The organism is Mycoplana rhizolycopersici (assembly GCF_013378445.1).
Lineage (GTDB): Bacteria > Pseudomonadota > Alphaproteobacteria > Rhizobiales > Rhizobiaceae > Mycoplana > Mycoplana rhizolycopersici.
In genome coordinates, this window is record NZ_JABXYK010000018.1 from 61,215 (window position 1) to 86,791 (window position 25,577).

Here is a 25,577-nt window from a genome sequence, read left to right on the forward strand (position 1 = left end):
CCTCTGCAAATCAAAACGGCCCGCTCCATTCTTCTGAGCGGGCCGTTTCCGTTTCTGCTTTGTCTTCTGCTCAGGCGGCAGCGGAACGTGCGATCAGCGCTTCCACCAGTTCCGGTCGAAGCTCATCGAAGCTCTCGATGATGTGATTCGGCTCCAGCTGAATGACCGGGACGTCGGAGTAGCCGAAGGGTACGCCGATGGAGGGAACGCCGGCATTGCGGGCGACGAGTATGTCATTGAGGCTGTCGCCGATCATCACGGATCTGTCCGAAACACCGCCGGCGAGCTGGATCGTCTCAAGAAGATGAGCGGCATTCGGCTTGCGGACGGAGAACGTGTCGCCACCGGTAATCGCGGAGAAACGGGGGGTGAGCTGCAGCCCGTCGATCAGCCGCCGCGCCAGTCCTTCCATCTTGTTGGTGCAGACCGCGAGGCGGAAGCCGGCGGCGTCGAGCCGGTCGAGTGCCGCGACCAGCCCGGGATAGGGCAGGGAAGCACCGGGCATGCCTGCAGAATAATGATCAACGAAGACCTTCAGGTAAGAAGGCAGGTCGCGGTCCGTGAGGGTCTCGCCGCGCAGTTCGAAGGCGCGCTGGATCATCACCTGCCCGCCATGCCCGACGAGGAAGGTCAGGTCGTCGTAGCTGACGGGTTCGAGACCGGCTGTGCCGATCGTGTGATTGAGGCTGGCAATGAGGTCGGGGGCGGTATCGACGAGGGTACCGTCGAGGTCGAAGACGACAAGGGGAGCGGTCACGGTCTGTCTTTCTGCTGGGAGTCCTGCCAGCGGAGGTAAGCGATCGGTGCGGCGAATGCAAATTGTCTCGCCGACCACCTGCCCGCGATGGCTGTCGGCACGCCGAATTTGGCTTTCGTTCGTGCGTGAGGGCGTGTAAGTGTCGATCCGGAAATCCGCCGGAGAGCGGCAGGAAGCGCAAGAGGAGCGAGAGGCGGATGGACGCCCGCGAAATGAAGATAGAGGCGGCCGCGGTCGCTTTGTCCTATGTCGAAAACGGCATGCGGCTTGGAATCGGAACCGGGTCGACTGCGGAGGAATTTGTCCGGCTCTTGGCCGAACGCGTCGCCGATGGTCTGTCGGTTGTCGGTGTGCCGACGTCCGAGCGGACTGCACGTCTCTGCGTCGAACTTGGCGTTCCGCTCATGTCGCTCGACGAACTGCCGGAACTCGATCTCACCATCGACGGTGCAGATGAGGTCGACAGCAAGCTAAGGCTGATCAAGGGCGGCGGCGGCGCGCTGCTGCGCGAGAAGATCGTCGCCAGCGCCTCAAGCCGCATGATCGTCATCGCTGACGAGAGCAAGGTCGTCGAGACACTGGGCGCATTCAAGCTGCCGATCGAGGTCAATCCGTTCGGCATCGTCACCACGCGGCTTGCGGTCGAAAGGACTGCGGCGCGGCTCGGCCTCACGGGTGCCATCGAGCCTCGGCGTTCCGGCGGCGGCATTTTCACGACCGATGGCGGCCACCATATTCTCGACGCATCATTTGGCCGTATTCCTGATGCAGAGGCGCTTGCAACCGCGTTGAACGCGATTCCAGGCGTCGTGGAACAAGGCTTGTTCATCAACATGGCGTCGATTGCCATCATTGCCGGGGCGGCAGGTGTGCGGACGCTGAAAGCGGACAGTTAGACAGGAGCTATGACCACTATGACCATTTTTGCCGGCCTTGGCCGCACTCTTGCCGCAACCCTCGTTGCTTCGGCGACTTTCGCAGGGACTGTCCTAGCGCAGGACGCAACCGAGGAGCAGATCCAGGCGGCCCGCGCTGCGATGAACGCACTCGATGCCACCGCACAGTTCGATTCGATCCTGCCGCAGATCGCAGAGCGGCTGAAGGGCACGCTGATCCAGTCCACGCCGAACTATGGCGACCTGATCAACAAGACGGTCGACGACGAAGCGCTGGCGCTGGCGCCGCGCCGGGCCGACCTGGAGCGTGAAGTGGCGAACATCTATGCCAAGACCTTCACCATTGACGAGTTGAAGGCGATTGCTGACTTCTACGGCTCGTCCGCCGGCAAGAAGCTGCTGCAGTCAGGCCCGCTCGCCGCGCGTGAAGTCATGAAGGCAGCCGACATCTGGGCAGCCGGCATCTCCCGCGATCTCGCAGTCAACAGCGACAAGAAGCTTGAAGCGGATATCGGCGCACAGAAGAAGGCAGAAGGCCAGCAGCCGCAGTAAGCGCTGCCGGATTCCTCCTCATCTGTCGAATTTTCAAAGCCCGGAGCGATCCGGGCTTTTCATTTTGCTACGGCACAACCTATATCACAGCCGTCGCGACATCGCCGCGATCCGCGTTCCGCCTCAATATGCGTTTGTCCTTACTTGACAGGGAGCTTCATGATGCCCGCCTTCGACTATGACCTCTTCGTGATCGGCGGCGGCTCGGGCGGTGTTCGCAGCGGCCGGCTTGCGGCGGCAATGGGCAGGAAGGTGGCGATCGCCGAGGAGTTCCGCTACGGCGGCACCTGCGTCATCCGTGGCTGCGTGCCGAAGAAGCTCTACGTCTATGCCTCACAGTTTCACGAGCATTTCGAAGATGCCGCCGGTTTCGGCTGGAGTGTCGGCGAGACGCGTTTCGACTGGAAAAAGCTGGTCGCCGCGAAGGAACAGGAAATTACGCGCCTGGAAGGCCTTTATCGCAAGGGGCTCGACAATGCGGGCGCCGAGATCCTCAACACGCGCGCCGTTCTGGCCGGTCCGAACGCCGTCCGGCTGACGGCGGACGACCGGCTGGTGACGGCCGAACGGATTATGATCGCCACCGGCGGTCACCCGACGCCGCACAAGGATCTGCCCGGCCACGAACTCTGCATCACCTCGAACGAGGCATTCGACCTGACCGAACTGCCGAAATCGATCCTGATCGCCGGGGGCGGCTATATCGCCGTCGAATTTGCAAACATCTTCCACGGGCTCGGCGTGGACACGACGCTGATCTACCGGGGCAAGGAAATCCTTTCCCGTTTCGACCACGACATGCGCCAGGGCCTGCACAAGGAGATGGCCGCCAAGGGCATCCGCATCCTGTGCGAGGACCTGCTGCAGTACATCACGGCGGACGCCGAAGGTCGGCGTCACGTCCGCACCCTCAAGGGCCAGGACCTCGTTGTCGACCAGGTAATGCTGGCGCTCGGACGCGTGCCGAACACGACGGGCCTGGGGCTTGAGGCGGCCGGCGTCGAGACCGATGCCAAGGGCGCGATCGTCGTGGACGCGTATTCCCGCACCAACGTTCCCGGCATCTTCGCGATCGGCGACGTGACCGATCGCGTACAACTGACGCCCGTGGCGATCCACGAGGCAATGTGCTTCATCGAGACGGAGTTCCGCGGCCGGCCGACCTCGCCGGACCACGAGCTGATCCCGACGGCGGTGTTCTCGCAGCCTGAGATCGGCACGGTCGGCATGAGCGAAGAGGCGGCCGCAAAGGCGTTTTCGGAAATCGAAGTCTACCGCGCCGAGTTCCGGCCGATGAAGGCGACGCTTTCGGGTCGGCAGGAGCGGATGATCATGAAGATCGTCGTCAACGCCGAAGACCGCAAGGTGCTCGGCGTGCATGTGCTCGGCCATGACGCTGGCGAGATGGCGCAGCTTCTCGGCATCGCGCTGAAGGCCGGTTGCACGAAAGACGATTTCGACCGGACGATGGCCGTTCATCCGACGGCGGCCGAGGAGCTTGTGACGATGTATCAGCCGAGCTACCGAGTGAGCAACGGCCAGCGGCTGTAGGCCGGGTGGCCCCGGCTATGCAAGCGGGGCATTCCAGTCTATAAGCCCGCATCCTAATGGAGGCCGGGCCTGCGCGGAAATGAACGCATGCCTCGAAACAGGTGAGTGAGATGGCACAGAATTGGAACCCGAACAGCTGGCGGCAGAAGCCGATCCAGCAGGTGCCGGACTATCCGGATGCTGCGGCTCTGGCCGCGACCGAGGAGCAGCTCGCTTCCTATCCGCCGCTGGTCTTTGCCGGCGAGGCTCGCCGTCTGAAGAGCGCGCTGGCCAATGTGGCGGAAGGCAAGGGCTTCCTGCTGCAGGGCGGCGACTGCGCCGAAAGCTTCGCCGAGCACGGCGCCGATACGATCCGCGACTTCTTCCGCGCCTTCCTGCAGATGGCCGTCGTGCTGACTTTCGGCGCCCAGCAGCCGGTAGTGAAGGTCGGCCGCATCGCCGGCCAGTTCGCCAAGCCGCGCTCGTCCAACGTCGAGAAGCAGGGCGACGTGACGCTGCCGTCCTATCGCGGCGACATCATCAACGGCATCGAGTTCACCGAAGAGGCCCGCATTCCGAACCCGGAGCGCCAGATCATGGCCTATCGGCAGTCGGCAGCGACCCTGAACCTGCTGCGCGCCTTCGCCATGGGCGGCTATGCCAACCTGGAGAACGTGCATCAGTGGATGCTGGGCTTCGTCAAGGACAGCCCGCAGGCCGAGCGCTACCGCATGCTGGCGCACCGGATCTCAGAGACGATGGACTTCATGAAGGCGATCGGCATCACCGCCGAGAACCAGCCGAGCCTGCGCGAGACCGATTTCTTCACCAGCCATGAGGCGCTGCTTCTCGGCTACGAGCAGGCGCTGACCCGCGTCGATTCGACCTCGGGCGACTGGTATGCGACGTCCGGCCACATGATCTGGATCGGCGACCGCACGCGCCAGGCCGACCATGCGCATGTGGAATACTGCCGTGGCATCAAGAACCCGATCGGTCTGAAGTGTGGACCGTCGCTGACGGCCGACGGCCTGCTCGAACTGATCGACGCCCTGAACCCGGCAAACGAAGCAGGCCGGCTGACGCTGATCTGCCGCTTCGGTCACGACAAGGTCGCCGAACACCTGCCGCGCCTGATCCGTGCGGTCGAGCGGGAAGGCAAGAAGGTTGTCTGGTCGTGCGACCCGATGCACGGCAACACGATCACGCTCAACAACTACAAGACCCGTCCGTTCGAGCGGATCCTGTCGGAAGTCGAGAGCTTCTTCCAGATCCACCGGTCGGAAGGCACGCATCCGGGCGGCATCCATATCGAGATGACCGGCAAGGACGTCACCGAATGCACCGGCGGCGCCCGCGCGCTCTCCGGCGACGACCTGGCGGACCGCTACCACACCCATTGCGACCCGCGCCTCAACGCCGACCAGGCACTGGAACTCGCGTTCCTGCTGGCCGAGCGTCTGAAGACCGGGCGCGATGAAAAACGCCTCGTCGTGAACGGCTGATCGCTCTTCGTTCACGTTTTGATGCCACTCATCAATGGCATTGAAATGATTGGTGAATTCTCTGAATTTGACAGAGCCGGGCCAGCCTTCCAAGCTGGCCCGGCTTTTTGTTGCGCATCGGTGGCCAAGGCGAGCGCGTTCGAGGGAAATCTGGAGGGTCGATGAGCGACATACACACCGGACACTGCCTGTGCGGCGCGGTTCGTTTTCGGGCCATGGGCCCGCTGCGCGATGTCGTTGCATGCCATTGCAGCCAGTGCCGCCGCCAGACCGGTCATTTCTACGCGGCGACGAACGTCGGCAATGCCAATCTCGAAATCGAAGGCGGGGAGAATGTCGGCTGGTACCGCGCGAGTGATGCGGCCGGCCGCGGCTTCTGCCGGATCTGCGGTTCGACGCTGTTCTGGAAAGCCGACGACGCGAACTACACGTCGATCATGGCCGGCGCCTTCGACGGGCCGACGGGGCTGAAGATCGCCTGCCACATCTATTGCGCCGACAAGGGCGATTACTACGAGCTCGACGACGGCATCCCGCAATATCCGCAGAACTACCGGTAAGCGCCCGCGGCATCCGGTGGAGCGGCCGGGGCTTTGACCCGGGGCTCCGCCATATCTGAGCTACCGCTACCGCGGACTATTTGGCTACTGCCGCCTTGATCTCACCCATCCGGTTCCAGGCGTCGAGTCCGGCGATCTTGTAGGCTTCGGCGAGCGTCGGGTAATTGAAGGTGTTCTCGACGAAATATTCGACCGTGCCCTTCAGGTTCAACACGGCCTGGCCGATATGGACCAGTTCGGTCGCGCCTTCGCCGACGATGTGGACCCCAAGCAGGCGGCGCGTCTTCAAGGAGAAGATCAGTTTCAGCAACCCGGAATCGAGGCCCATGATGTGGCCGCGCGATGTCTCACGGAAACGGGCGATGCCGCATTCATAGGGAATGCCGCGCTCCTTCACTTCCTCCTCGGTCAACCCGCAGGTCGAGATTTCCGGTACGGCATAGATACCGTAGGGGAAATATTTCTGCGGCTCCTTGGCCATCGCCCCGACGGCAACGCGCGCAGCAATACGGCCCTGTTCCATCGATGTCGAGGCGAGGCTGGGGAAGCCGACGACGTCGCCGGCGGCATAGATGTTCGGCACTGCCGTCTGGAAGGTTTCAAGATTGACCTTGAGCCGTCCGCGGTCGTCCGCCTCGAGCCCCGCAGCGGCAAGGTTCAGCGTATCGGTCGCGCCCATGCGGCCGGCAGCATAGAGCACCATGTCGGTGACGACGACGCGGCCGTTGTCGAGGGTGATGGAGCATTTTCCGCTGTCGAGCTTCTCGATCTTCTCCGCCTTGGTGCCGAGCAAAAGCTTCATGTTCCGGTCGCGCAGCTGGTAGGTGAAGTCCTCGACGATCTCGCGATCGATGAAATCGAGGATCGTCGACTTGGGATCGATCACGGTGACCTGCGCGTCAAGCGCGCTGAAGATCGTCGCATATTCGATGCCGATGACGCCCGCGCCGATGACCGCCAGCGAACGCGGCAGCTCTTCGATCTCCAGCAGTTCGTCGCTGTCGAGGATCGCCTTGCCGTCGAAGGGAATGCTGGCGGGGCGATAAGGCTTGGTGCCGACCGCAAGCATGATGCTCTTGCCGTTGACATGGAGGATTTCGCCGTCGTCCTTGACGACTTCGAGCGTGTCGGGCGCAAGGAAGCTGGCCTTGCCGCGAATGAGCTGGACCCGGTTGCGGGCGAACTGATGCTCGAGCACCTCGACCTCGTGGTCGAGCGTGATAAGCAGGCGGCGGCGCAGGTCCTCGGCGCTGATTTCCTCCTTCACGCGGTAGGCGCGGCCGTAGAAGCCGCGCTCGCGCCAGCCGGTCAGGTTCAGCGCCGTCTCGCGCAGCGTCTTGGACGGGATCGTGCCGGTGTGCACGGAGACGCCGCCGACGCGCTTGCCCTGTTCGATGACGAGAACCTTGTGGCCGAGCTTGGCCGCCTGGATCGCGCCCCTGCGTCCTGCGGGGCCACTGCCGACGACGACGAGATCAAACTGTTGCATGTGCAGTTCCGAAAGCTGGAAGGAATCTATGTTGCGGTGCCGCAATATCTATACCGTCAATGTGATGGCTTAACAAAGCCTTCGCAAAGCGATCCCGGCACGATAATTTTTGCGGTTCGACAAGTGATGGTTCTGCAAACGCAGGTGCTGGCGCTTTAAATCAGGCGCAGCCCCTTCAGGCTGGCATGCCCTTCGCGGCCGATGATGATGTGGTCGTGCACGGTGATGCCGAGCGGGCGCGCCGTGTCGATGATCGTCTTGGTCATCTCGATGTCGGCGCGCGAAGGCGTCGGATCGCCCGAGGGATGGTTGTGGACGAGGATGATGGCAGTGGCCGACAGCTCCAGGGCCCGCTTCACCACCTCGCGCGGATAGACAGGTGTGTGGTCGACCGTGCCGCGCCCCTGCACCTCGTCGGCGATCAGTACGTTACGCTTGTCCAGAAACAGCAGGCGAAACTGTTCCCGGTTCTCGTGCGCCATGGCCGCGTGGCAATAGCTGATGACCGACGACCAGGAACCCAGCACCTGCTTGTTGCGCAGTTCGCTCTTCAGCATGCGCTGCGATACCGTCGATATCAGCTTCAGGTCGAGCGCCACCGCTTCGCCGATGCCCTTGACCTCCTGCAGGAGGGCGGGCGGCGCGCCGAGCACGCCCGAAAGCGTGCCGAAGCGCTCGAGCAGCGCCTTGGCAATCGGCTTCGTATCGCGCCTTGGAATCAGGCGAAACAGAAGCAGCTCCAGAAGCTCGTAGTCGGCAAGTGCCGTCTCGCCATGTTCGCGGAAGCGGCTGCGCAGGCGCTCGCGATGACCGTGATAATGCGCCTCGGCGGCTTCCTTCGGTGCTGGTGTCTGCGCCCCGACGATCGTCTCGCGTCGCGGCGAGCGTTCGGCGAAATGACCACGTTCGTCGCCGTCGTCGAAAAGGGAGCCGCCATACCCGGAAGACGTTTGCAACGACTCTTCGGCCGCTTGCTCTTCGCCAATGGATACGGGGGGCTTGCCCATGAGGTCCTATCCGGGAAGGCCGGGCCGGTCGAGACCGGCGGGCGAAAGGGTGAAGACTTCGCAGCCATCGGCCGTGACGCCGACGGCATGCTCGTACTGGGCAGACAGCGACCGGTCGCGCGTGACGGCGGTCCAGCCGTCCGACAGAACCTTCACATGCGGGCGGCCGAGATTGATCATCGGCTCGATGGTGAAGATCATGCCTTCCTTCAGTTCCGGCCCTTCGTTGGCGCTGCCGTAGTGCAGGATGTTTGGCGCGTCGTGGAACAGCTTGCCGACGCCGTGTCCGCAGAAGTCGCGAACGACCGAGCAGCGCTCGGATTCGGCGTAGCGCTGGATGGCTTCGCCGATCGCGCCGGTGCGAACGCCCGGCCGGACGGCGGCGATGCCGCGCAGCAGGCACTCGTAGGTCACTTCGAGCAACCGCTCCGCCGAGCGCTTGATCTGGCCGACGGGATACATGCGGCTGGAATCACCGTGCCATCCGTCGAGAACGTAGGTGACGTCGATGTTGACGACATCGCCCTCGCGCAACGGCTTGTCGTTCGGAATGCCGTGGCAGACCACGTGATTGATCGAGGTGCAGGAGGACTTGGTGTAGCCGCGATAGTTCAGCGTGGCGGGAAGTGCGCCGTGGTCCATGCCGAATTCGAAGACGAAGCGGTCGAGCGTGTCGGTGGAGGTGCCGGGCTTGACCAGCGGGTAGATCTCGTCGAGCGCGCGCGCCGTCAGCTGGCAGGCCCTGCGCATGCCTTCGAACGCCTCGCTGCCATAGAGGCGAATCACGCCCGTGTTCTTCATCGGCGCGGAAAAGGCTTCGATATAGGTAACCATCGTCGGTCTTTCGATTGTTTTTCAAGTTTTCATAAAACAGCGAGGGCGGCTTCGTCCATGGCGATCAGCGCATCGGGTTGAATTTCGCGCGCCGAAACCGTGCATTTTACCGCATAGGCTTCGACGCCGCGCGTCATGGCGCGCTTGAAGGCCGCCGCATAGATGGGGTCGAGGTCGGCGCAGATGCGGAAGCGTTCGCAGTCGCCGCGCTGGACGAGGTAGAGCATGATCGCGCGATGGCCGCTTTCGACGACGTCGCCCAGTTCCTCCAGATGCTTGGCGCCGCGCACGGTGGCCGTGTCCGGAAATTCGGCAACGCCGGCCGTGCGGCGATAATGCACGTTCTTCACCTCCACATACGCCATGGGCCGGTCGGGCGCCGAGAGCAGCAGGTCGATGCGCGAATTGCGACCGTACTTCTGTTCCCGCCGCAGGGTCGGATAGTGGGCGAGGTCGCTGACAAGGCCGGCGCGAATGGCCTCCTCGGCCAGCCGGTTCGGCAGGGCCGTATTGATGCCGACGACCGTATCGTCCGCCTCGATCAGTTCGAAGCGATGGCGATATTTGCGTACGCCGTCGTGCTCGGAAAGCCAGATGCGCGAGCCGGGTGCCGTGAGCCCCCGCATCGAACCGGTATTGGGGCAAGAGCCGGTGATCGGCGTGCCGTCGTCCAGGAGGGCGTCGAACAGGAAGCGTTTGTAGCGCTGCACAAGCGTTGCGGGAATGAGCGGCGGATCGAAGAGCATAGGATGGTAGCGGGATCTCGTGGGTCGAAGAGGGGGCGAAGAGGAGAAGGCGACCGCGGCTGGCTGTCTCATGCCTATTTAGGCGGGGAGATGTCCGGTTTCACCTTGTCCGGGCGATCACGCCCGGACGCGGACGTAGGAGCCCGGAGCTTCCTCGATCGAGTTGAGCGAGCCACCGGGCTTTCTCGCCGGGACCTTGCGGCCGTCCTGCGCCTCGATCCAGGCGCGCCAATGCGGCCACCACGAGCCCGGCGTTTCCTGCGTCTTCTTCAGCCAGTCCTCGAAGTCGCCGGTCGGCGGCCCGCCGGTCCAGAACTGGTATTTCATCCTGTCGGGCGGATTGACGACGCCGGCGATATGGCCGGAGCCCGAGAGCACATAGGTCACCTCGCCGCCAAACGCGCTGCTGCCGGTGAAGACCGACTTGGCGGGTGCGATGTGGTCTTCCCGGGTCGCCAGATTGTAGATCGGGATCGTCACATCCTTCAACGACAGCTTCTTGCCCGCCAGCATCATCTCACCGCGGCTGAGGCTGTTCTTCAGGTAGCAGTTGCGCAGATAGTAGGAATGGTTCGCTGCCGGCATGCGTGTCGAATCGGAATTCCAGTACAGCAGGTCGAAGGGCAGGGGGTCCTGGCCCTTCAGATAGCTATTGACGAAATAGGGCCAGATCAGCTCGGACGCCCGCAGCATGTTGAAGGCCGTCGCCATCTTCGATCCTTCGAGATAGCCGACTGCCGCCATGCCCTGCTCGAGCGCTGCGATCTGGTCCTCGTCCGCAAACACCTTCAGATCGCCTGCGAACGTGAAATCCACCTGCGTCGTAAACAGCGTGGCGGAGCGGATACGTCTGTCGCCTTCCTGCGCATGCAGGGCCAGCGTCGCCGCAAGCAGGGTGCCGCCGACGCAATAGCCGACCGCATTGACCTCCTCCTCGCCGCAGGCCTGCTTGATCGTGTCGAGCGCGAAATCGATCCCTTCGCGAGCGTAGGCCTCCCAGTCCTTGCCGGCATGGCGCTCGTCCGGATTGACCCAGGAGATCACGAACACCGTCAGCCCCTGGTCGACGGCCCACTTGATGAAGGACTTCTGCGGGTTGAGGTCGAGGACGTAGAACTTGTTGATCCACGGCGGGCAGATCAGAAGGGGACGCTTGAGCACGTCTTCCGTTGCCGGCTCGTACTGGATGATCTGGCAGATGTCGCTCTGGGCAATGACCTTGCCCGGCGTGATCGCCAGGTTCTCCCCGATCGCGAACTTGCTGGTGTCGGTCTGGCGAAGCTTCAGGTCGCCACGACCTGCCGCGATGTCCTCGGCGAGCATCCGCATGCCGCGCACAAGGTTCTCGCCATTGCTGGCGACCGTCTCGCGATAGAGTTGCGGATTGGTCGTCACGAAGTTGGTGGGCGAAATGGCGCTGGTGATCTGGCGCATGTAGAACGCGGCCTTGTGGCGGGTGTGCTCGTCCAGGCCCTCGGCTTCGCTCACCATCTTCTCAGCCCAGTCCGACGTGACGAAATAGGCCTGTCGAAGGAAGTCGAAGAACGGGTTCCTGATCCAGTCCTCGTCGGCGAATCGCTTGTCGCTTGCAGCCCTCTTGTCTTCCGGGGCTTCGATGTCCTCTCCGGCGAGCTTTTGCAGTGTGCGCGACCAGATGCCGAAATAGCTCCCGAGCAGGTGCGTCTGTGCTTCCAGCGTGCGGCGAGGATCGGCAAGCCAGTACTCGGAGACCTTCGACAGGGTCTTGACCATGTCGACGACGGGGTCGGCGAGCGTGTCGACCTTTTCGCCGCGTTCGCGCGGCGCCAGCCAGGCAGATGCGGCCTTGCCCAATTGTTCCACGGTACGGGCGAAATTGACCGCGAGCGCCTCGGGATTCTTGACGACGTAGGGCTCGATCGTCTTGGGGTCGAAGCTTCCAAAGCCGGTGGTCTCGCGCGTGTCGCCGTTCTTGTCCTGGCTCACCCCGTTTCCTCCGGATTTTGTTGTTAGTTCCGTTTTTACATCCTGCCGGAAAAAGATTACAAGGGCCATAAAGCATTTTGCCGGCCGCGCTTTTTGAGTGGCCGTCCGGGCGGCAATGAGGCCGGACCGGAGAGGGATGGTTTGCTGCGCGGGGCAGGACGGGAATGGCGTTTGAATTCGGAAAACTGGCTGCTGCGATCCTCATTGGCGGTCTGAGCGGCACGATCATGTCCGGATGCACGTCAGCGAGTTCGCCCTCGCAAGCCACACTGGTCAATCCCGGTGCCGATCGCTCGTCGACCTATCCCGATATCACCGCCCCCGTACATGCTGCGAACCAGCAGATGAGCAACGAGGAAGCCCAGAAGATCAGCGCACGCGTCAGTTCGCTGGCAGCCCAGCGGCGGGCCGGAACGATCTCGGACGCCGAGTATCGACGCGTGCTGCTCGAGATGGATGCGCTTGCGGCGAATCATGGCCCCGACGCGCTGAAAGAAATCCAGAATTAGCGCTTGCCTTTGCCTCCGATTGGACGCATTGGCTTGAATGGTCCCATGGACTGCTTCGGAGGCGCGAAGTGTCATCAAATCGGACATATTCGCCCCTATCCGAACTGAAGGAATCGCGCGAAAGGGCGCAGCGTCCGATCGACGGACGCCTGTTGCGTCGCGCCAAACGAGGTCGAAGATGGAAGAGTTTCACAAGGTCCGGCGACTGCCGCCGTATGTTTTCGAACAGGTCAACCGTTTGAAAGCAAGCGCGCGAGCGGGCGGCGCCGACATCATCGACCTTGGCATGGGCAATCCCGACCTTCCGACACCGAAGGCGATCGTCGACAAGCTTTGCGAGGTCGTCCAGGATCCGCGCACTCATCGCTATTCCGCCTCGAAGGGCATTCCCGGCCTGCGCCGCGCGCAGGCCTCCTACTATGCCCGTCGTTTCGGCGTGAAGCTGAACCCTGATACCCAGGTTGTCGCAACGCTGGGTTCGAAGGAAGGCTTCGCCAACATGGCGCAGGCGATCACCGCCCCTGGCGACGTGATCCTCTGCCCCAATCCGACCTATCCGATCCACGCCTTCGGCTTCCTGATGGCGGGCGGTGTGATCCGCTCCCTGTCGGTCGAGCCCGATGAGAGCTTCTTCGGACCGCTCGAACGCGCCGTGCGCCACTCGATTCCGAAGCCGCTGGCGCTGATCCTGAACTACCCGTCGAACCCGACCGCGCATGTGGCGACACTCGATTTCTACAAGGACGTCGTTGCCTTTGCGAAGAAGCACGACATCATCGTGCTTTCGGATCTCGCCTATTCCGAGATCTATTTCGACGACGCGCCGCCGCCGTCGGTGCTGCAGGTTCCGGGCGCGATCGACATCACCGTCGAGTTCACCTCTATGTCCAAGACCTTCTCCATGCCCGGCTGGCGCATGGGCTTTGCGGTCGGCAACGAGCGCCTGATCGCGGCATTGACGCGCGTGAAGTCCTATCTCGACTACGGTGCGTTCACGCCGATTCAGGTCGCTGCCACCCATGCGCTCAATGGCGACGGCTCGGACATTGCCGAGGTGCGCAACATCTACAAGCGTCGCCGCGACGTCATGGTCGACACGTTCGGCAAGGCCGGCTTCGAGGTTCCGCCGCCGGCGGCTACCATGTTTGCCTGGGCCAAGATTCCGGAAAAGTTCCGTCATCTCGGCAGCCTCGAGTTCTCCAAGCTTCTGGTGGAGAAGGCCGACGTTGCCGTGGCGCCCGGCATCGGCTTCGGCGAGCAGGGCGATGACTATGTCCGCCTCGCGCTGGTGGAGAACGAGCACCGCATCCGTCAGGCGGCGCGCAATATCAAGCGCTTCCTGTCATCGGCGGACGAGACGATGCATAACGTCATCTCGCTCAACGCGCACCGCTGACCCTTCTTCGCCCGCCGGCGTTCTGCCGGTGGGCGCAAACTTACATCGATAGGACTTTTCATCATGGCTGATGCCCTCAAAATCGGCATAGCGGGCTTGGGGACCGTTGGGGCCTCGCTCGCACGCATTCTCGTCGAGCGCCGGGAGGCCCTGGCGGCGACATGCGGACGGCCGATCGAGATCGTCGCCGTGAGCGCACGCGATCGCACGCGCGATCGCGGCATCGACCTTTCGCGGGTCGCGTGGTTCGACGATGCCGTGGCGCTGGCCGAAAACTCGCAGATCGACGTCTTCGTCGAACTGATGGGCGGGGCGGGCGATCCGGCCTACGCCGCCGTGAAGACCGCGCTTTCGCGCGGCGTGCATGTGGTGACGGCCAACAAGGCGCTGCTGGCGGCCCACGGCGTGGAACTTGCCACCATCGCCGAGGAGCGCGGTTGCCTCCTGAACTACGAGGCGGCCGTCGCCGGCGGCATTCCCGTCATCAAGGCGCTGCGTGAATCGCTGACCGGCAACACCGTTTCGCGTGTCTACGGCATCATGAACGGCACCTGCAACTACATCCTGACCAAGATGGAGAAGGAAGGTCTCAGCTTTGCCGAGTGCCTCAAGGAAGCTCAGCGGTTGGGTTATGCCGAAGCGGATCCGGCCTTCGACATCGAGGGCAACGACACCGCCCACAAGCTGTCGATCCTGACGACGCTCGCCTTCGGCAACAAGATTGCGGCCGACGACATCTATCTCGAAGGCATCAGCAACATTTCGATCGACGACATCCGCGCGGCCGCCGATCTCGGCTACCGCATCAAGCTTCTGGGCGTGGCGCAGCGCACCGACACCGGCATCGAGCAGCGTGTGCATCCCACCATGGTGCCGATCGAATCGGAGATCGCGCAGGTCGACGGCGTGACCAACGCCGTGGCGATCGAATCCGACATCCTGGGCGAACTTTTGATGGTGGGGCCTGGTGCCGGTGGCAACGCGACGGCATCCGCCGTGCTTGGCGACATCGCTGATATCGCCAAGAGCCGCCCCGGGGCCCAGATGGTGCCGGTGCTCGGCCGCCCGGCCGCCACGCTCGAGCCCTTCAAGCGTGCGCAGATCCGCAAGCATCACGGCGGCTACTTCATCCGCATGACGGTGGAGGACAGGGCAGGCGTGTTTGCCAACGTCGCCGGCCACATGGCCGAAAACGGCATCTCGCTGGAATCGATCGTGCAGCATTCCAAGCACCACACCGAGGCAGCCGAGCCGAAGACGATCATCCTTGTCACCCACGCGACGATGGAGGACAGCGTCCGGCGCGCGGTAGCGGCGATCACCCGGGAAGGCTATCTTGCCGGTGAACCGCAGGTGATCCGCATCGAACGCCCGAAGTCCGCCTGAACCGAGGCGCGTACCGCGCCGTCACGCAAATTCCCCCGTGCCCGCCCCGGTGCATGCCAAGGAGACCGATGAGCCAGGAGGTTGATCCCGTCCAGCGTGCCTTTCTCGGAGTCGAGCGATCGGCGACCGGGCAGAGGTGGCTGGCGCGGCTCGATCAGGCGGGCGAGAACCGGGCGCTGGCGATGAGCCAGAGCCTCGGCATACCCGACCTGATCGCCCGCGTACTGGCCGGGCGCGGCGTCGGCTATGACGAGGCGCTGGAGTTCCTGGATCCGACCCTGCGGCGGCTGATGCCCGATCCCTATCGCATGACGGATTGCGAGGCGGCGGCGGAGCGGATCGCGTCCGCGATCGCACGACGGGAGAGGGTGGCGATCTTCGGGGACTATGACGTCGACGGTGCCTGCGCCTCTGCCATCCTCTACCGTTTCCTCCGCCATTTCGACGTCGATTGCGAAATCTATATTCCCGATCGCATTTTTGAAGGCTACGGGCCCAATCCGCAGGCGATCGACACGCTGATCGAGCGTGGCGCCAGGCTGATCGTCACCGTCGACTGCGGCTCGACCAGTTTTGATTCCGTTGCGCATGCAAGCGCACGCGGCATCGACGTCGTCGTGCTCGACCACCATCAGGTCGGGCAGGATCTGCCGAAATGCACAGCCCTGGTGAACCCGAACCGAGAGGACGATCTCTCCGGTCTAGGGTACCTCTGCGCTGCCGGCGTGGTCTTCCTGGTGCTGGTGGCGCTGCAGAGGCTGCTGCGCCGCCGCGATCCGCGTGCGGGCGAACTGGATCTTCTGGCCATGCTTGATCTCGTCGCGCTTGCCACCGTCTGCGATGTGGTCCCGCTGAAAGGGCTGAACCGCGCCTACGTCGTCAAGGGGCTGGTCGCCGCACGCCACCTCGGCAATCCGGGACTGGCCGCGCTCGTCAAGCAGGCGGGGATCGGTGGGCCGATCACGCCCTATCACTTTGGCTTCATGGTCGGCCCCCGGATCAATGCCGGCGGGCGCATCGGCGATGCCGCGCTCGGCAGCCGCTTGCTGACTCTGGACGATGCCTCGCAGGCCGAGGCAATCGCAATTCAACTCGACGGTCTGAACCGCGAGCGCCAGGCGCTCGAAGTGGCGATGCTGGCCGAGGCCGAAGCCGAGGCGAGTGCCGAATACGGTTCCGGCGAGAGCGCGGCCGTCATCCTGACCGCCCGCGAAGGCTGGCATCCGGGTGTGGTCGGCCTTCTGGCCTCGCGCCTCAAGGATCGCTTCCACCGGCCCGCTTTTGCCATTGCCTTCGATCCCAACGGCAAGGGTACCGGCTCCGGCCGCTCGATCAACGGCTTCGATCTCGGACGCATGGTACGCGCGGCCGTGGACGAAGGAATACTCGTCAAGGGGGGTGGCCACGGCATGGCGGCCGGCCTGACGGTCGAGCGCGCACAGCTTGGCAGGCTCCGCAGCTTCTTCGAGGAACGGGCGGAAAAGACGGTCCGCGAACTGACGGCGACCCGCACAATGAAGATCGACGGCGCGTTGTCGGCCTCAGGCACGACGATCGCGCTGGCCGACCAGCTGGAGCAGGCAGGCCCGTACGGCTCCGCCCATCCGCAACCCGTCTTCGCGCTTGCTGCCCATCGCCTGCTGGATGCGCGCCAGGTCGGCGTGAACCATCTCAAACTGACGCTGGAAGGGCCCGACCGGGGCCGGATCGAAGCCATGGCGTTTCGCGCCGTCGACGCTCCGCTCGGCGCCTTCTGCCTCGCCCGCCGCGGGCAACTCATGCACGTGGCCGGCTCGGTCTCCGCCGACCAATGGCAGGGAAGCCGGCGCGTCCAGTTCCGCGTGAGCGATGCGGCCGAGGCTTTCTAGGGCGATTCCCGGAAAAGTGTGATGCGGTTTTCGCTGAGAATGAGTCGGAGACAGAGTGGTACGCCCAACGGGAATCGAACCCGTGTTTTCGCCTTGAGAGGGCGATGTCCTGACCGCTAGACGATGGGCGCCTTCGGTCCTTGAAATATAGGGCCTTGCGATTCGCACGGCAAGGTCAGCGCTTACGCAGCCGAAACTTCGAGCTCTCGACCGAAAAACAAAACTTGTGCGACGAAGGAGGGTGGCACGCCCTAGGGGAGTCGAACCCCTCTTTTCAGAATGAAAATCTGACGTCCTAACCGATAGACGAAGGGCGCGTGCGGTGGGCGTCTTCTACTCAGGGGGGCGGCTGTGCGCAAGACGTAAAATGATGATTTGGCAAATTTTTTCGGTTGCTGTGGATGAGCCATATGTCGGCCGGTTTGCACCGGTGCGCATTCCCGAAGGCGATGGCGGCCGCGCTTGCCGCGCTGGCGGGATTAGTTGGAAATATGTGAGCGGGCGTCGACAACCGCAAAGAGGGGGAGCGCCGATCAATCCGCGCGAGATCGCTTCCGCAGGAACCGAGCGAAGCAAACAGCGGTGCTTGTCTGGGGAGGGATGGCACGCCCTAGGGGAGTCGAACCCCTCTTTTCAGAATGAAAATCTGACGTCCTAACCGATAGACGAAGGGCGCGTGCGATGGGCGTCTTCTACTCAGGCGAGCCTGTTTGCGCAAGGTGAAAAATAGCGCCGTGGCGAATTTATTCACAGGTCAAAATGGCACGGAACGGGAAAAGCGCCATCGCGAGTATGGACATGAAATCAAGCGCTTACTGGAAGAAAGTGGCACGCCCTAGGGGAGTCGAACCCCTCTTTTCAGAATGAAAATCTGACGTCCTAACCGATAGACGAAGGGCGCGTGCGGGGCGGTTTATAGAGGGCGAATCCCGGTTCGGCAAGCGCCAATCGCCGCAAATGTCAAAAAATCTTCACATGCGTAAGGCTGTCGCGCAGAGCAAGATATAACTGTTTTATTTCAATATGTTAGGCCTCTGGTTGATCCGGCCCGCCGGTGCCGGACGGGCGGCCATCCACCAGCATGACAGATGATTTCCATCGATCGCCCTGACAGGCAGAGAGCCCGCGAAAAGGGGGATCCTGCCTGGATCGGAACCGAACGGATCTGCTGGGTCTTCGCGAGTGAGGCAGGACATCTGCCGCGACGGCGCGGCGCTTCGCTACGCCGACGCTATTTCCGCTTGCCGCGGCATCTCCAGTTCCAGTCGCGCTCCGGACCGATGTCGATATGCACCGATTCCGTATGGCAGTAGGTGCCGACGCCGCCGCGGCCGGGCATGGAGCGAAGATATTCCGCCAGTTCCCAGCGGCTGACGCCGGCGATCTGGATGTCTGCGGCTTCGCAGCGCGTATGCAGCGACTGCTTGGCCCGGTTGCCCTTTATCGGACGGACGCCGGACGTGACGATGACCGGCTTGCCGTAGTGCTGCTCGATCGACTTGAGCGTTGCAAGCAATTGCGGCTTGAAGCAGCCGGTATTGACCTTCTCAGTCTGCAGCCAGAGGCCATTGGGAGATAGCCGTGCCAGTCCTGCAAGCGAGGCGACCTCGGTAACGCCGTTGTCTGCGCCGGCGTCATCCGGTCCGTCTTCCTCAACCTCGGAATGATCGTTGGGTGCTGCCGTCACAGCGGTTGCAACGCCGGGCAGGGAGGGCTGGCCGAGGGACGCCGTCTGGTAGGAACCGGCCGTCTCCCGGCTGAGCATACGCGGCTTCTGGCTCGTCGTTTTGTCGTTTTCGACGGCGGCCGGAGATTTCCGCTTCGACGCGAAGAGGGCCGCAAGCGTCAACGGCTTGCCGGTGTCGTTGTCAGCAGGCTGCCCTTGCGGAATCGCGCCGGGCGCAACACCCGGCTGTGCCTGCGCGATTGCCTGCGCGGCGGCACTCTGCCCGGGTTCGGCGGCAAGCGCGGAACGCACGCTCGTCGGCAGCGGCACGCGGTCCGGCACCAGAGATGCCTCTTCGTCGGAAAGGGAAGGGGGGACGGAGCCCGTCGGCGTATCCTCTCCGGCGCTGGTCGTCGGATTGGTGCCGTAGAGGTTGCCGATTGTCGGGCTCGCGCTCGGGGTGCCGGCGATCGCTCCGGACGGCTGCGCCGCCGCGGACGCGTAGATGCTCGTCTGGTTGGCTTTCACCTGGGCCGGCTGCATGATGACGTCGCCGAGATTGGCCGGTGTATCTCCGTCGCCTGCGGTCTTCTGCGTGCCTGCTGGCGTACCTTCGCCGTCCGAACGGCCGGCTGTTACCATGGGATCGCGATAATCGGACACCGTCTGTTCGTCACCGCCGGGCCGGGCGGTCTGCAGGACGGCAGCGTCCGGCGCCGAACCGTCGTCATCGGAGCGCATGTCGCCCGTTGCCGAGACGCAGCCCGAGAGTGCCAAGGCGGATACCGCGATCAGCAGGCCGCTTTGCATTACGTTGAGTTTGTCGCCCATTCTGCGTGTGAACAGCAAATTGGATCCCCGATTCATTCTGGCGGCCAGCCCGAGGGAGGGCCTGCCCGCATTCGGAAAAAAGTCAGCTCCCATCCGGAAGCGACATCTTCCCGCCACCCGCGCACTGCGGACGGTGTCTGAGATTGCCCTGACAATAGCGTCGGAGCGGCGCTGTATCTCCTCCCCCGAGAAAAGTCTCCGCCGCCGGCGCCCACAATTCGGGCAAAAGGCGGCGAAACCGTGGTCATTTGAGCGCAATCATTGCAAAAAGACGGCGCCGCCACCCAGAATAGGCGAACTTTCAGCGCGATCCGTCCGCAACGGCGTGCGTTCCGTCACCGGTCCTAGCGGCCGGGCGTTGCGTGAGGCTTACCAGCTACCGGTGTTCGGCATCGAGGCCCAGGGCTCGGCCGGGGCCAGGTTCGCGCCCTTCTGCAGGATTTCGATAGAGATCCCGTCCGGCGACCGGACGAATGCCATGTGGCCGTCGCGCGGCGGTCGATTGATCGTGATACCGTTGTCCATCAGGTGCTGGCAGAAACCGTAGATGTCGTCGACCTCATAGGCGAGGTGTCCGAAGTTGCGACCGCCGGTGTATTCCTCTGGGTCCCAGTTGTGCGTCAGTTCGATACAGGGCGCGGCATTCTGCTTCACACTTTCCACGTCCTCGGCCGCAGCGAGAAAGATCAGGGTGAAGCGTCCCTTCTCGTTGTCTATGCGTCGCGTTTCGACCAGCCCGAACAGGTCGCAATAGAAATGCAGCGACTGCTCGAGATTGTTTACCCGGACCATCGTGTGGAGAAAGCGCATCTTGGTATCCTCGTCGAAAGAACGAATCTGCGCGGGAAGATAGGAGTTTGCCAGCCAGAGGCAAGCCTCGGCGGCTATAAGGGGATCGGGCAAAACTTTTTACGGAGGCTTGCCCAATCGTAATGGGACGATGTTATTCTGATCTTCAAGAATCAGTTAACCGTAATTCATGTGACGCGTAATCGAGGGGCTGAGCAGATCATGGCGGACAGGATTTCGACGAAGGACGTCGCACAGCAAGATGAGCAGGGTGGCGATGCCGTCGATCTGATCGAGATTACCGGCGTGATCAAATGGTTCGACGTCGCCAAGGGCTTCGGTTTTATCGTCCCCGATAACGGCATGCAGGACGTGCTGGTTCACGTCACCTGCCTGCGGCGCGACGGTCACCAGACCGTGCTGGAAGGAACGCGCGTCGTCGCCCTCATCCAGCGCCGCGAGCGCGGCTACCAGGCATTCCGCATCCTCTCGATGGACCAGTCGACCGCGGTGCATCCCTCGCAGATGCCGCCGGTCAAGACCCATGTGCAGGTGACCCCGTCCAGTGGGCTCGAGCGCGTGCTGGTCAAATGGTTCAACCGGACAAAGGGTTTCGGCTTCCTCACGCGCGGCGAGGGGACGGAAGACATCTTCATCCACATGGAGACGCTGCGCCGTTTCGGGCTCACCGAGCTGCGTCCCGGCCAGGTCGTTCTGGTGCGCTTCGGCGACGGCGAGAAGGGCCTGATGGCTGCGGAAATCCATCCCGACAATCCGCTTCCGGGCAACCGGGCACATTGATGGCTGCCCGGCCCCACTCGTCTCTTTCCCGCATCGGCAGCGTCCTCGTGGCGCTTTTTTTGTTGCTGGTCGGCGCAAGTGTCGCGAAAGCCGACGAGAGCTTCCAGCAAGGGCCGCTGACCATCGTCACGGCAAAAGGCCTCCGGCACGCCTTTACCGTGGAATTGGCGCTGACGCCGCGTCAGCGCTCGCAGGGCCTGATGAACCGGCGTGAAATGGGACCCGATCGCGGCATGCTTTTCGACTTTGGCGAAACCCGCCAGGTCCTGATGTGGATGAAGAACACCTATCTGCCGCTGGATATGCTTTTCATCGACGGCAAGGGCACGATCCGCACGATCCGTGAAAACGCCAAGCCGCTTTCGGAGGCGATCATCGATTCGCGCGTGCCGGTCGCCTACGTCCTCGAACTGAACGGCGGAACGGTCCGCAAGCTCGGCATCCGCACCGGCGACACGGTCGAAAGCCCGGTCATTCGCAAGGTTGGCGAGACACCTTGACGCCCGCGGCGCGTCATCACGGCATTGTTACATTTTCGCCGGCGGCCGAATCCCTGTAAGAGGCGGCCGAACGATATGGCAGTGAGGACGGAAATGGCGGCGCGCGATCGGTATTCCAGGAAGCTCGAATGTTCGAAATGCGGCCGTAGCGGGTTTGCCGAGGCTTCGGAGGACGACGATCCGCGACGCAAGAACCCCGGCTTTCAGGTCGACGAAATGCCGGCCGGTTTTTCCGTCGAGCGTCCGTCGAACGATCCGGCCAAGTTCATGGTGCGTTGCCGTTGCGGCAATGTGTTCGCGTTCCGGCAAAAGACCTACTATCCTCCGGGAGGCGAGCCGTCCTAGGCGACCCGGCCCGATCCGATATGCGGCAGACGGGGCTGGATGCACCATTTTGCCGTCAGCATGAAAAGCGGTAACGACAAGGCAGAGACCTCGATGATCCTTCGCACCTCCCACGCCATCTTGACGTTGTTCGTCGCCGTCATATTTGCGGCGAATGCCTTTGCGGCGGAATTCAAGCATCCGGGTCTGATCAATTCCGGCAGTCGCCTCAACGCGTTGTCGCGGCTGGAAAAGGAAAGCCGGGCCTCTGACCGCAAGCAGAGCTACTACGACCTACTCGACAAGGACAAGCGCTTCTCGGTCGACTACCAGCCGGCGCCGATGGACTATGTGATCGTCACCGCGCGCGGCATGAATCCGATGGAGCGACGCTTCCGCAACGACATGATCGCGGCCTATTTCACGGCGCTGCGCTGGGTCAAGACCGGCGACAACCGGTATCGCGCCAAGTCGATCGAGATCATGAACGCCTGGTCAGACAAGTTCGTTGCTCTGGATCGGGAGAAGGGGACATGGAAGGGACAGATCCGGCTGGAAGCGGCATGGGCCGTGCCGATCTGGGCGAATGCGGCCGAAATCATTCTCTATTACAAGCATCCCTATGGAAATCCGGGACCGGAATGGCGGGATCGCGACGTCAAGAAGTTCCGCAAATTTCTGGGGCGCCTGCACCGCGAAATCGGCGAGGCGCGTGACCGCGTCGACAATCAGGGCGTTGCGACCGCGCTTGCCGACATGTCGATCGGCGTCTTCAATGACGACAGGCGGCTCTACGAGGCCGGGCTGGCGCGTGCGCGCAATCTGATGCCGCAGATCATCTCCGATGACGGTGAGGTCAAGGAATTGCGCAAGAGCGACTGCATCCATCCGCAGTATTCGCTTATCGGCCTGACCCAGGCAGCGCAGATCGAGATGAACCAGTCGGGCAAGAGCACATTGCTCAATGCCAGGCGTCCGGGCAACAACGAGCCGATGCTCGCCAGCGGAATCGAATACATGGCGCGCGCCCTGACCGACGGAACGGACGCCCGCGACTGCCGCACCGGTCGCCTGATCGACGGCTACGCGCCGATTGCGAAAAAGATATACGCCAACGACAACAAGGCGCCGCTGAAGCAACTGGACAAGGCGATGTCGACGGTGCCTCAGCGCATGTCTGGCCTGTTCCCCGAGGCCGCCGACGTAACCCATGGCGCGGGCGTTCAATAACAAGTGACCACCGGCGGTTCGGAGGGAACGCCTCCGAACCGCCGGAGTGTCGATGAGGGGCGACCAACCTTCCGTCGTCAGCTACCGTCTTTTCGTGAGCAAGCGCGGGCTTGCGGTAAGGGCGGGCCATCGCCGACGGCGCAGAGCGTGCAGCTGCGACCATCGCGCACCCGCTTGACGTGTGCACAATCCTTCAGGGAGTCGCCGTTTACAACGCTTGGGCGTGCACCGTACAATGGCTGGCGGTTTGCGCGGCTGTTTCGCCAGTTCCGAATTGAGCCCCTTTCCAGCGATGGAGACGGGCTTTTCTGTGCGCGAAGGACAGGCCGGAAAATCAGCGTAAAATGCGGAATGCTGTTGGGCATGACAAAAGGGGCAGGGAATCCCTAACCCATTGTGTCCGACCTGAGAGATAGGTGACGTTTTGTACCGGAGACATGGGTAACACTTTTCGCTTTGCGGGAGGTGTTGATGCCGTGGAGAGAGACTTCGGTGATGGAGGAACGTCTACGCTTTGTCGCCCGTCTGCTTGAGGGCGAAGGGATGAGCGATGTGTGCCGGGAGTTCGGCATCTCGCGTAAAACCGGATACAAGATTTTCAACCGCTACAAGGATGACGGTCTGGAGGCACTGACGGATCGGTCGCGGCGTCCGGTTCGATATGCCAACCAGTTGCCGGCTCAGGTCGAGGCGCTGATCGTGTCTTCGAAGAAGGACAAGCCGCATTGGGGAGCGCGCAAGATCAGGGAGTTGCTGGTCCGCAGGCTCGCCGGCGACCTGCGCATCCCTTCGACGAGTACCGTGCATGCCATCCTCGATCGCCACGGGTTGGTTACCCATGCCCGCAGGCGTTGTCGCAGCAAGGCCGAAGGCACGGCGCTTTCACATCCACTTGCGCCGAACGAACTCTGGTGTGTCGATTTCAAGGGTGAGTTCAAGCTCGGCAACGGTCGCTACTGTTACCCTTTGACGGTCACCGACCAGGCCTCGCGCTATCTTCTTGCCTGCGAGGCTTTCGAATCGACGAAGGAAGCCGCCGTCTTCGAGGCCTTTCGCCGGCTGTTTGCCGAGCGTGGCCTGCCGAGCGCGATCAGAAGCGACAACGGCGTCCCCTTCGCCAGTCCGAACGGCCTCTATAATCTGTCGAAGCTCTCTGTCTGGTGGTTGAGGCTCGGCATTGCCATCGAGCGCATCAGGCCGGGCCACCCGCAACAGAACGGCCGGCACGAACGCATGCATCTGACACTCAAAAAGGAAGCCACGCGCCCGCCCCAGATGAACATGCTGCAGCAGCAGGTCCGTTTCGACAGCTTCGTCAACGAATTCAATAGGGAACGTCCGCATGAGGCACTGGCCATGAAGAGCCCGGCAGACGTCTATTGCGCATCGTCCAAAGCCTATACCGGCCTGCCTGACATCAACTACCCTTTCCACGACAGGGACGCGCTTGTCACCAATTGCGGGCGCATCTGCATGTACCGAAAGAAGATCAACATCTCGATCGTCATGGCAGGGCAGAGACTGGGAATAAGAGAAGTCGATGACGGCATTTGGCTCGTCAGCTTCATGCACTATGATCTGGGATATATCGACCTGGAACAGAGGACTTTGCAAGCCATCGACAACCCGTTCGGCACGAGGTTGTCACCCATGTCATAGGTACAAGCCGGTACCTATGTCTCCGGTATGGACAATGATTTTAATGGCGACCCCTGCAGGATTCGAACCTGCGACCTACTGCTTAGAAGGCAGTTGCTCTATCCAGCTGAGCTAAGGGGCCGTTGCCGGCAGGCCGGGTCAGTGGGTCCAGGGCTGCATGCGGTTGAAACGAAAATTGTCGGGGTAGGCGACCTTCTTGCGCGTCGCGTCGTGCGGCTCGATCACACGATATTCCAGTCCGTTGCGTTCGGCATAGGCGACCGCCAGCTCACAGGTCTCGAATGTGAGCTTCACCTGCTGGCGCATGTCGCCGGAACTCGTGTAGCCCATGATCGGATCGATCGTGCGGGCGCGTTCCTGGTCGAACTCCAGAACCCAGCGATGCGTTTTCGCCTTGCCGGACTGCATAGCGGTCTTGGCGGGACGGTAGATCTTCGCGGACATCGGTATTCTGTCTCCAGCAGGTTCGATTTCGTGCCGCACCGGCACTGCCCATGCATAGCGCAGAATCGGTAAACGGCAAATGTCAGGGCAGGGGAAAACCAACGAACCGAGCCACTTCGATCTTCGACGACTGCAATCCGCACAGGCGCGCCCCGCGTGCGGGACCCATAGCACTGGCATGGGAGCATTTCAACGGTTCAGCGCGCTGATGATGTCCCAGGGAGTGGTGTAGCTCGGGCGATCCTCGAGCTTTCCGGACAGGGCCGGGAACGGGTCAACTTGCAGCAGGCAAGTTGATGAGCTGATCATCACTCATTGTGGCGATCGTCTCAA

At 62.6% G+C, this 25,577-nt stretch carries 23 protein-coding genes and 5 tRNA genes; 14 read left to right on the forward strand and 14 right to left on the reverse strand.

The window, feature by feature from the left end; translation table 11 throughout:
• Positions 1 to 70: 70 nt before the first annotated feature.
• On the reverse strand, positions 71 to 757 hold the full coding sequence (locus HV823_RS22170; RefSeq protein WP_176951874.1) for an HAD-IA family hydrolase: 687 nt from the start codon (positions 755 to 757) through the stop codon (positions 71 to 73).
• A 197-nt stretch (positions 758 to 954) separates the two neighbouring features.
• Here HV823_RS22170 and rpiA point away from each other — a divergent pair, with 197 nt between their 5' ends.
• From rpiA to HV823_RS22195, 5 genes are all read left to right on the forward strand, one after another.
• On the forward strand, positions 955 to 1,653 hold the full coding sequence (gene rpiA / locus HV823_RS22175; protein ID WP_176951875.1) for a ribose-5-phosphate isomerase RpiA: 699 nt from the start codon (positions 955 to 957) through the stop codon (positions 1,651 to 1,653).
• Between the two features lie 18 nt (positions 1,654 to 1,671).
• Positions 1,672 to 2,205 (forward strand): DUF2059 domain-containing protein, encoded by a 534-nt coding sequence (locus HV823_RS22180; RefSeq protein WP_176951876.1) that lies wholly within the window; start codon positions 1,672 to 1,674, stop codon positions 2,203 to 2,205.
• 162 nt (positions 2,206 to 2,367) lie between these two features.
• A complete protein-coding gene (gene gor, locus HV823_RS22185; RefSeq protein ID WP_176951877.1) occupies positions 2,368 to 3,756 on the forward strand; it encodes a glutathione-disulfide reductase in 1,389 nt (462 codons plus the stop codon).
• 110 nt (positions 3,757 to 3,866) lie between these two features.
• Positions 3,867 to 5,240 (forward strand): class II 3-deoxy-7-phosphoheptulonate synthase, encoded by a 1,374-nt coding sequence (locus HV823_RS22190; protein WP_176951878.1) that lies wholly within the window; start codon positions 3,867 to 3,869, stop codon positions 5,238 to 5,240.
• Positions 5,241 to 5,401: 161 nt separating this feature from the next.
• Positions 5,402 to 5,800 carry a GFA family protein gene (locus HV823_RS22195; RefSeq protein ID WP_176951879.1) on the forward strand — a complete coding sequence of 133 codons (399 nt, stop codon included), beginning with the start codon at positions 5,402 to 5,404 and terminating at the stop codon, positions 5,798 to 5,800.
• 76 nt (positions 5,801 to 5,876) lie between these two features.
• Here HV823_RS22195 and sthA read toward each other — a convergent pair whose 3' ends face one another.
• The 5 genes from sthA to phaC form a co-directional block, all read right to left on the reverse strand.
• The gene (gene sthA, locus HV823_RS22200; protein WP_176951880.1) at positions 5,877 to 7,289 is read right to left on the reverse strand and encodes a Si-specific NAD(P)(+) transhydrogenase; all 1,413 of its coding nucleotides are present in this window, start codon (positions 7,287 to 7,289) and stop codon (positions 5,877 to 5,879) included.
• A gap of 155 nt (positions 7,290 to 7,444) precedes the next feature.
• Positions 7,445 to 8,296 carry a RadC family protein gene (gene radC / locus HV823_RS22205; RefSeq protein ID WP_176951881.1) on the reverse strand — a complete coding sequence of 284 codons (852 nt, stop codon included), beginning with the start codon at positions 8,294 to 8,296 and terminating at the stop codon, positions 7,445 to 7,447.
• 6 nt (positions 8,297 to 8,302) lie between these two features.
• Complete coding sequence (map, locus tag HV823_RS22210) at positions 8,303 to 9,130, reverse strand: type I methionyl aminopeptidase (RefSeq protein WP_176951882.1); 828 nt, start codon at positions 9,128 to 9,130, stop codon at positions 8,303 to 8,305.
• Positions 9,131 to 9,159: 29 nt separating this feature from the next.
• Entirely contained in the window at positions 9,160 to 9,876 is a 717-nt protein-coding gene (gene sfsA, locus HV823_RS22215; RefSeq protein WP_176951883.1) for a DNA/RNA nuclease SfsA, read from the reverse strand.
• Between the two features lie 117 nt (positions 9,877 to 9,993).
• Positions 9,994 to 11,910 (reverse strand): poly(3-hydroxyalkanoate) polymerase subunit PhaC, encoded by a 1,917-nt coding sequence (phaC, locus tag HV823_RS22220; RefSeq protein WP_176951884.1) that lies wholly within the window; start codon positions 11,908 to 11,910, stop codon positions 9,994 to 9,996.
• A gap of 95 nt (positions 11,911 to 12,005) precedes the next feature.
• Here phaC and HV823_RS22225 point away from each other — a divergent pair, with 95 nt between their 5' ends.
• The 4 genes from HV823_RS22225 to recJ all read left to right on the forward strand — a co-directional run bounded on the left by HV823_RS22225 (position 12,006) and on the right by recJ (position 17,000).
• The gene (locus HV823_RS22225) at positions 12,006 to 12,350 is read left to right on the forward strand and encodes an SHOCT domain-containing protein (protein ID WP_176951885.1); all 345 of its coding nucleotides are present in this window, start codon (positions 12,006 to 12,008) and stop codon (positions 12,348 to 12,350) included.
• Positions 12,351 to 12,528: 178 nt separating this feature from the next.
• Positions 12,529 to 13,746 carry an LL-diaminopimelate aminotransferase gene (locus tag HV823_RS22230; RefSeq protein ID WP_097138316.1) on the forward strand — a complete coding sequence of 406 codons (1,218 nt, stop codon included), beginning with the start codon at positions 12,529 to 12,531 and terminating at the stop codon, positions 13,744 to 13,746.
• A gap of 63 nt (positions 13,747 to 13,809) precedes the next feature.
• A complete protein-coding gene (locus tag HV823_RS22235) occupies positions 13,810 to 15,132 on the forward strand; it encodes a homoserine dehydrogenase (RefSeq protein ID WP_176951886.1) in 1,323 nt (440 codons plus the stop codon).
• Between the two features lie 68 nt (positions 15,133 to 15,200).
• Positions 15,201 to 17,000 carry a single-stranded-DNA-specific exonuclease RecJ gene (gene recJ, locus HV823_RS22240; protein WP_176951887.1) on the forward strand — a complete coding sequence of 600 codons (1,800 nt, stop codon included), beginning with the start codon at positions 15,201 to 15,203 and terminating at the stop codon, positions 16,998 to 17,000.
• A gap of 56 nt (positions 17,001 to 17,056) precedes the next feature.
• Here the strand turns inward: recJ and HV823_RS22245 are convergent.
• The 6 genes from HV823_RS22245 to HV823_RS22270 form a co-directional block, all read right to left on the reverse strand.
• Positions 17,057 to 17,131 (reverse strand) — tRNA-Glu (locus HV823_RS22245).
• A 111-nt stretch (positions 17,132 to 17,242) separates the two neighbouring features.
• Positions 17,243 to 17,317: transfer RNA gene (locus HV823_RS22250), tRNA-Glu, on the reverse strand.
• 284 nt (positions 17,318 to 17,601) lie between these two features.
• Positions 17,602 to 17,676 (reverse strand) — tRNA-Glu (locus tag HV823_RS22255).
• 150 nt (positions 17,677 to 17,826) lie between these two features.
• Positions 17,827 to 17,901, reverse strand: a tRNA-Glu gene (locus HV823_RS22260).
• A 330-nt stretch (positions 17,902 to 18,231) separates the two neighbouring features.
• On the reverse strand, positions 18,232 to 19,497 hold the full coding sequence (locus tag HV823_RS22265; protein WP_176951888.1) for a YcbK family protein: 1,266 nt from the start codon (positions 19,495 to 19,497) through the stop codon (positions 18,232 to 18,234).
• A gap of 369 nt (positions 19,498 to 19,866) precedes the next feature.
• Positions 19,867 to 20,307: a VOC family protein gene (locus tag HV823_RS22270; RefSeq protein ID WP_176951889.1), complete on the reverse strand. Its 441-nt coding sequence runs from the start codon at positions 20,305 to 20,307 to the stop codon at positions 19,867 to 19,869.
• A gap of 201 nt (positions 20,308 to 20,508) precedes the next feature.
• Between HV823_RS22270 and HV823_RS22275 the strand changes: the two genes are divergently transcribed.
• The 5 genes from HV823_RS22275 (at position 20,509) to HV823_RS22295 (ending at position 24,800) form a co-directional block, all read left to right on the forward strand.
• Positions 20,509 to 21,087, forward strand: coding sequence for a cold-shock protein (locus HV823_RS22275; RefSeq protein ID WP_176951890.1), 579 nt, complete (start codon positions 20,509 to 20,511; stop codon positions 21,085 to 21,087).
• A complete protein-coding gene (locus HV823_RS22280) occupies positions 21,087 to 21,587 on the forward strand; it encodes a DUF192 domain-containing protein (RefSeq protein WP_176951891.1) in 501 nt (166 codons plus the stop codon). The genes HV823_RS22275 and HV823_RS22280 overlap by 1 nt, the downstream gene beginning before the upstream one ends.
• 93 nt (positions 21,588 to 21,680) lie before the next feature.
• Positions 21,681 to 21,932: a hypothetical protein gene (locus HV823_RS22285; RefSeq protein WP_097138331.1), complete on the forward strand. Its 252-nt coding sequence runs from the start codon at positions 21,681 to 21,683 to the stop codon at positions 21,930 to 21,932.
• Positions 21,933 to 21,971: 39 nt separating this feature from the next.
• A complete protein-coding gene (locus HV823_RS22290; protein ID WP_176951892.1) occupies positions 21,972 to 23,141 on the forward strand; it encodes an alginate lyase family protein in 1,170 nt (389 codons plus the stop codon).
• A 471-nt stretch (positions 23,142 to 23,612) separates the two neighbouring features.
• Entirely contained in the window at positions 23,613 to 24,800 is a 1,188-nt protein-coding gene (locus HV823_RS22295) for an IS481 family transposase (RefSeq protein WP_176951893.1), read from the forward strand.
• 44 nt (positions 24,801 to 24,844) lie between these two features.
• Here HV823_RS22295 and HV823_RS22300 read toward each other — a convergent pair.
• Positions 24,845 to 24,921: transfer RNA gene (locus HV823_RS22300), tRNA-Arg, on the reverse strand.
• 17 nt (positions 24,922 to 24,938) lie between these two features.
• Positions 24,939 to 25,244, reverse strand: a complete 306-nt coding sequence (locus HV823_RS22305) for an ETC complex I subunit (RefSeq protein ID WP_176951894.1) — start codon at positions 25,242 to 25,244, stop codon at positions 24,939 to 24,941.
• Between the last annotated feature and the right edge of the window lie 333 nt (positions 25,245 to 25,577).

Bases quoted from the DNA above. Each gene is read 5' to 3' on its own strand.
- map (WP_176951882.1), bottom strand. From the start codon at position 9,130: ATGGTTACCTATATCGAAGCCTTTTCCGCGCCGATGAAGAACACGGGC.
- HV823_RS22280 (WP_176951891.1), top strand. From the start codon at position 21,087: ATGGCTGCCCGGCCCCACTCGTCTCTTTCCCGCATCGGCAGCGTCCTC.
- phaC (WP_176951884.1), bottom strand. From the start codon at position 11,910: ATGGCCCTTGTAATCTTTTTCCGGCAGGATGTAAAAACGGAACTAACA.
- gor (WP_176951877.1), top strand. From the start codon at position 2,368: ATGCCCGCCTTCGACTATGACCTCTTCGTGATCGGCGGCGGCTCGGGC.
- HV823_RS22290 (WP_176951892.1), top strand. From the start codon at position 21,972: ATGCACCATTTTGCCGTCAGCATGAAAAGCGGTAACGACAAGGCAGAG.
- HV823_RS22225 (WP_176951885.1), top strand. From the start codon at position 12,006: ATGGCGTTTGAATTCGGAAAACTGGCTGCTGCGATCCTCATTGGCGGT.
- rpiA (WP_176951875.1), top strand. From the start codon at position 955: ATGGACGCCCGCGAAATGAAGATAGAGGCGGCCGCGGTCGCTTTGTCC.
- HV823_RS22265 (WP_176951888.1), bottom strand. From the start codon at position 19,497: ATGGGCGACAAACTCAACGTAATGCAAAGCGGCCTGCTGATCGCGGTA.
- HV823_RS22275 (WP_176951890.1), top strand. From the start codon at position 20,509: ATGGCGGACAGGATTTCGACGAAGGACGTCGCACAGCAAGATGAGCAG.
- sfsA (WP_176951883.1), bottom strand. From the start codon at position 9,876: ATGCTCTTCGATCCGCCGCTCATTCCCGCAACGCTTGTGCAGCGCTAC.
- sthA (WP_176951880.1), bottom strand. From the start codon at position 7,289: ATGCAACAGTTTGATCTCGTCGTCGTCGGCAGTGGCCCCGCAGGACGC.
- HV823_RS22270 (WP_176951889.1), bottom strand. From the start codon at position 20,307: ATGCGCTTTCTCCACACGATGGTCCGGGTAAACAATCTCGAGCAGTCG.
- HV823_RS22180 (WP_176951876.1), top strand. From the start codon at position 1,672: ATGACCATTTTTGCCGGCCTTGGCCGCACTCTTGCCGCAACCCTCGTT.
- HV823_RS22285 (WP_097138331.1), top strand. From the start codon at position 21,681: ATGGCGGCGCGCGATCGGTATTCCAGGAAGCTCGAATGTTCGAAATGC.
- HV823_RS22305 (WP_176951894.1), bottom strand. From the start codon at position 25,244: ATGTCCGCGAAGATCTACCGTCCCGCCAAGACCGCTATGCAGTCCGGC.
- HV823_RS22195 (WP_176951879.1), top strand. From the start codon at position 5,402: ATGAGCGACATACACACCGGACACTGCCTGTGCGGCGCGGTTCGTTTT.
- recJ (WP_176951887.1), top strand. From the start codon at position 15,201: ATGAGCCAGGAGGTTGATCCCGTCCAGCGTGCCTTTCTCGGAGTCGAG.
- radC (WP_176951881.1), bottom strand. From the start codon at position 8,296: ATGGGCAAGCCCCCCGTATCCATTGGCGAAGAGCAAGCGGCCGAAGAG.
- HV823_RS22230 (WP_097138316.1), top strand. From the start codon at position 12,529: ATGGAAGAGTTTCACAAGGTCCGGCGACTGCCGCCGTATGTTTTCGAA.
- HV823_RS22295 (WP_176951893.1), top strand. From the start codon at position 23,613: ATGCCGTGGAGAGAGACTTCGGTGATGGAGGAACGTCTACGCTTTGTC.
- HV823_RS22235 (WP_176951886.1), top strand. From the start codon at position 13,810: ATGGCTGATGCCCTCAAAATCGGCATAGCGGGCTTGGGGACCGTTGGG.
- HV823_RS22190 (WP_176951878.1), top strand. From the start codon at position 3,867: ATGGCACAGAATTGGAACCCGAACAGCTGGCGGCAGAAGCCGATCCAG.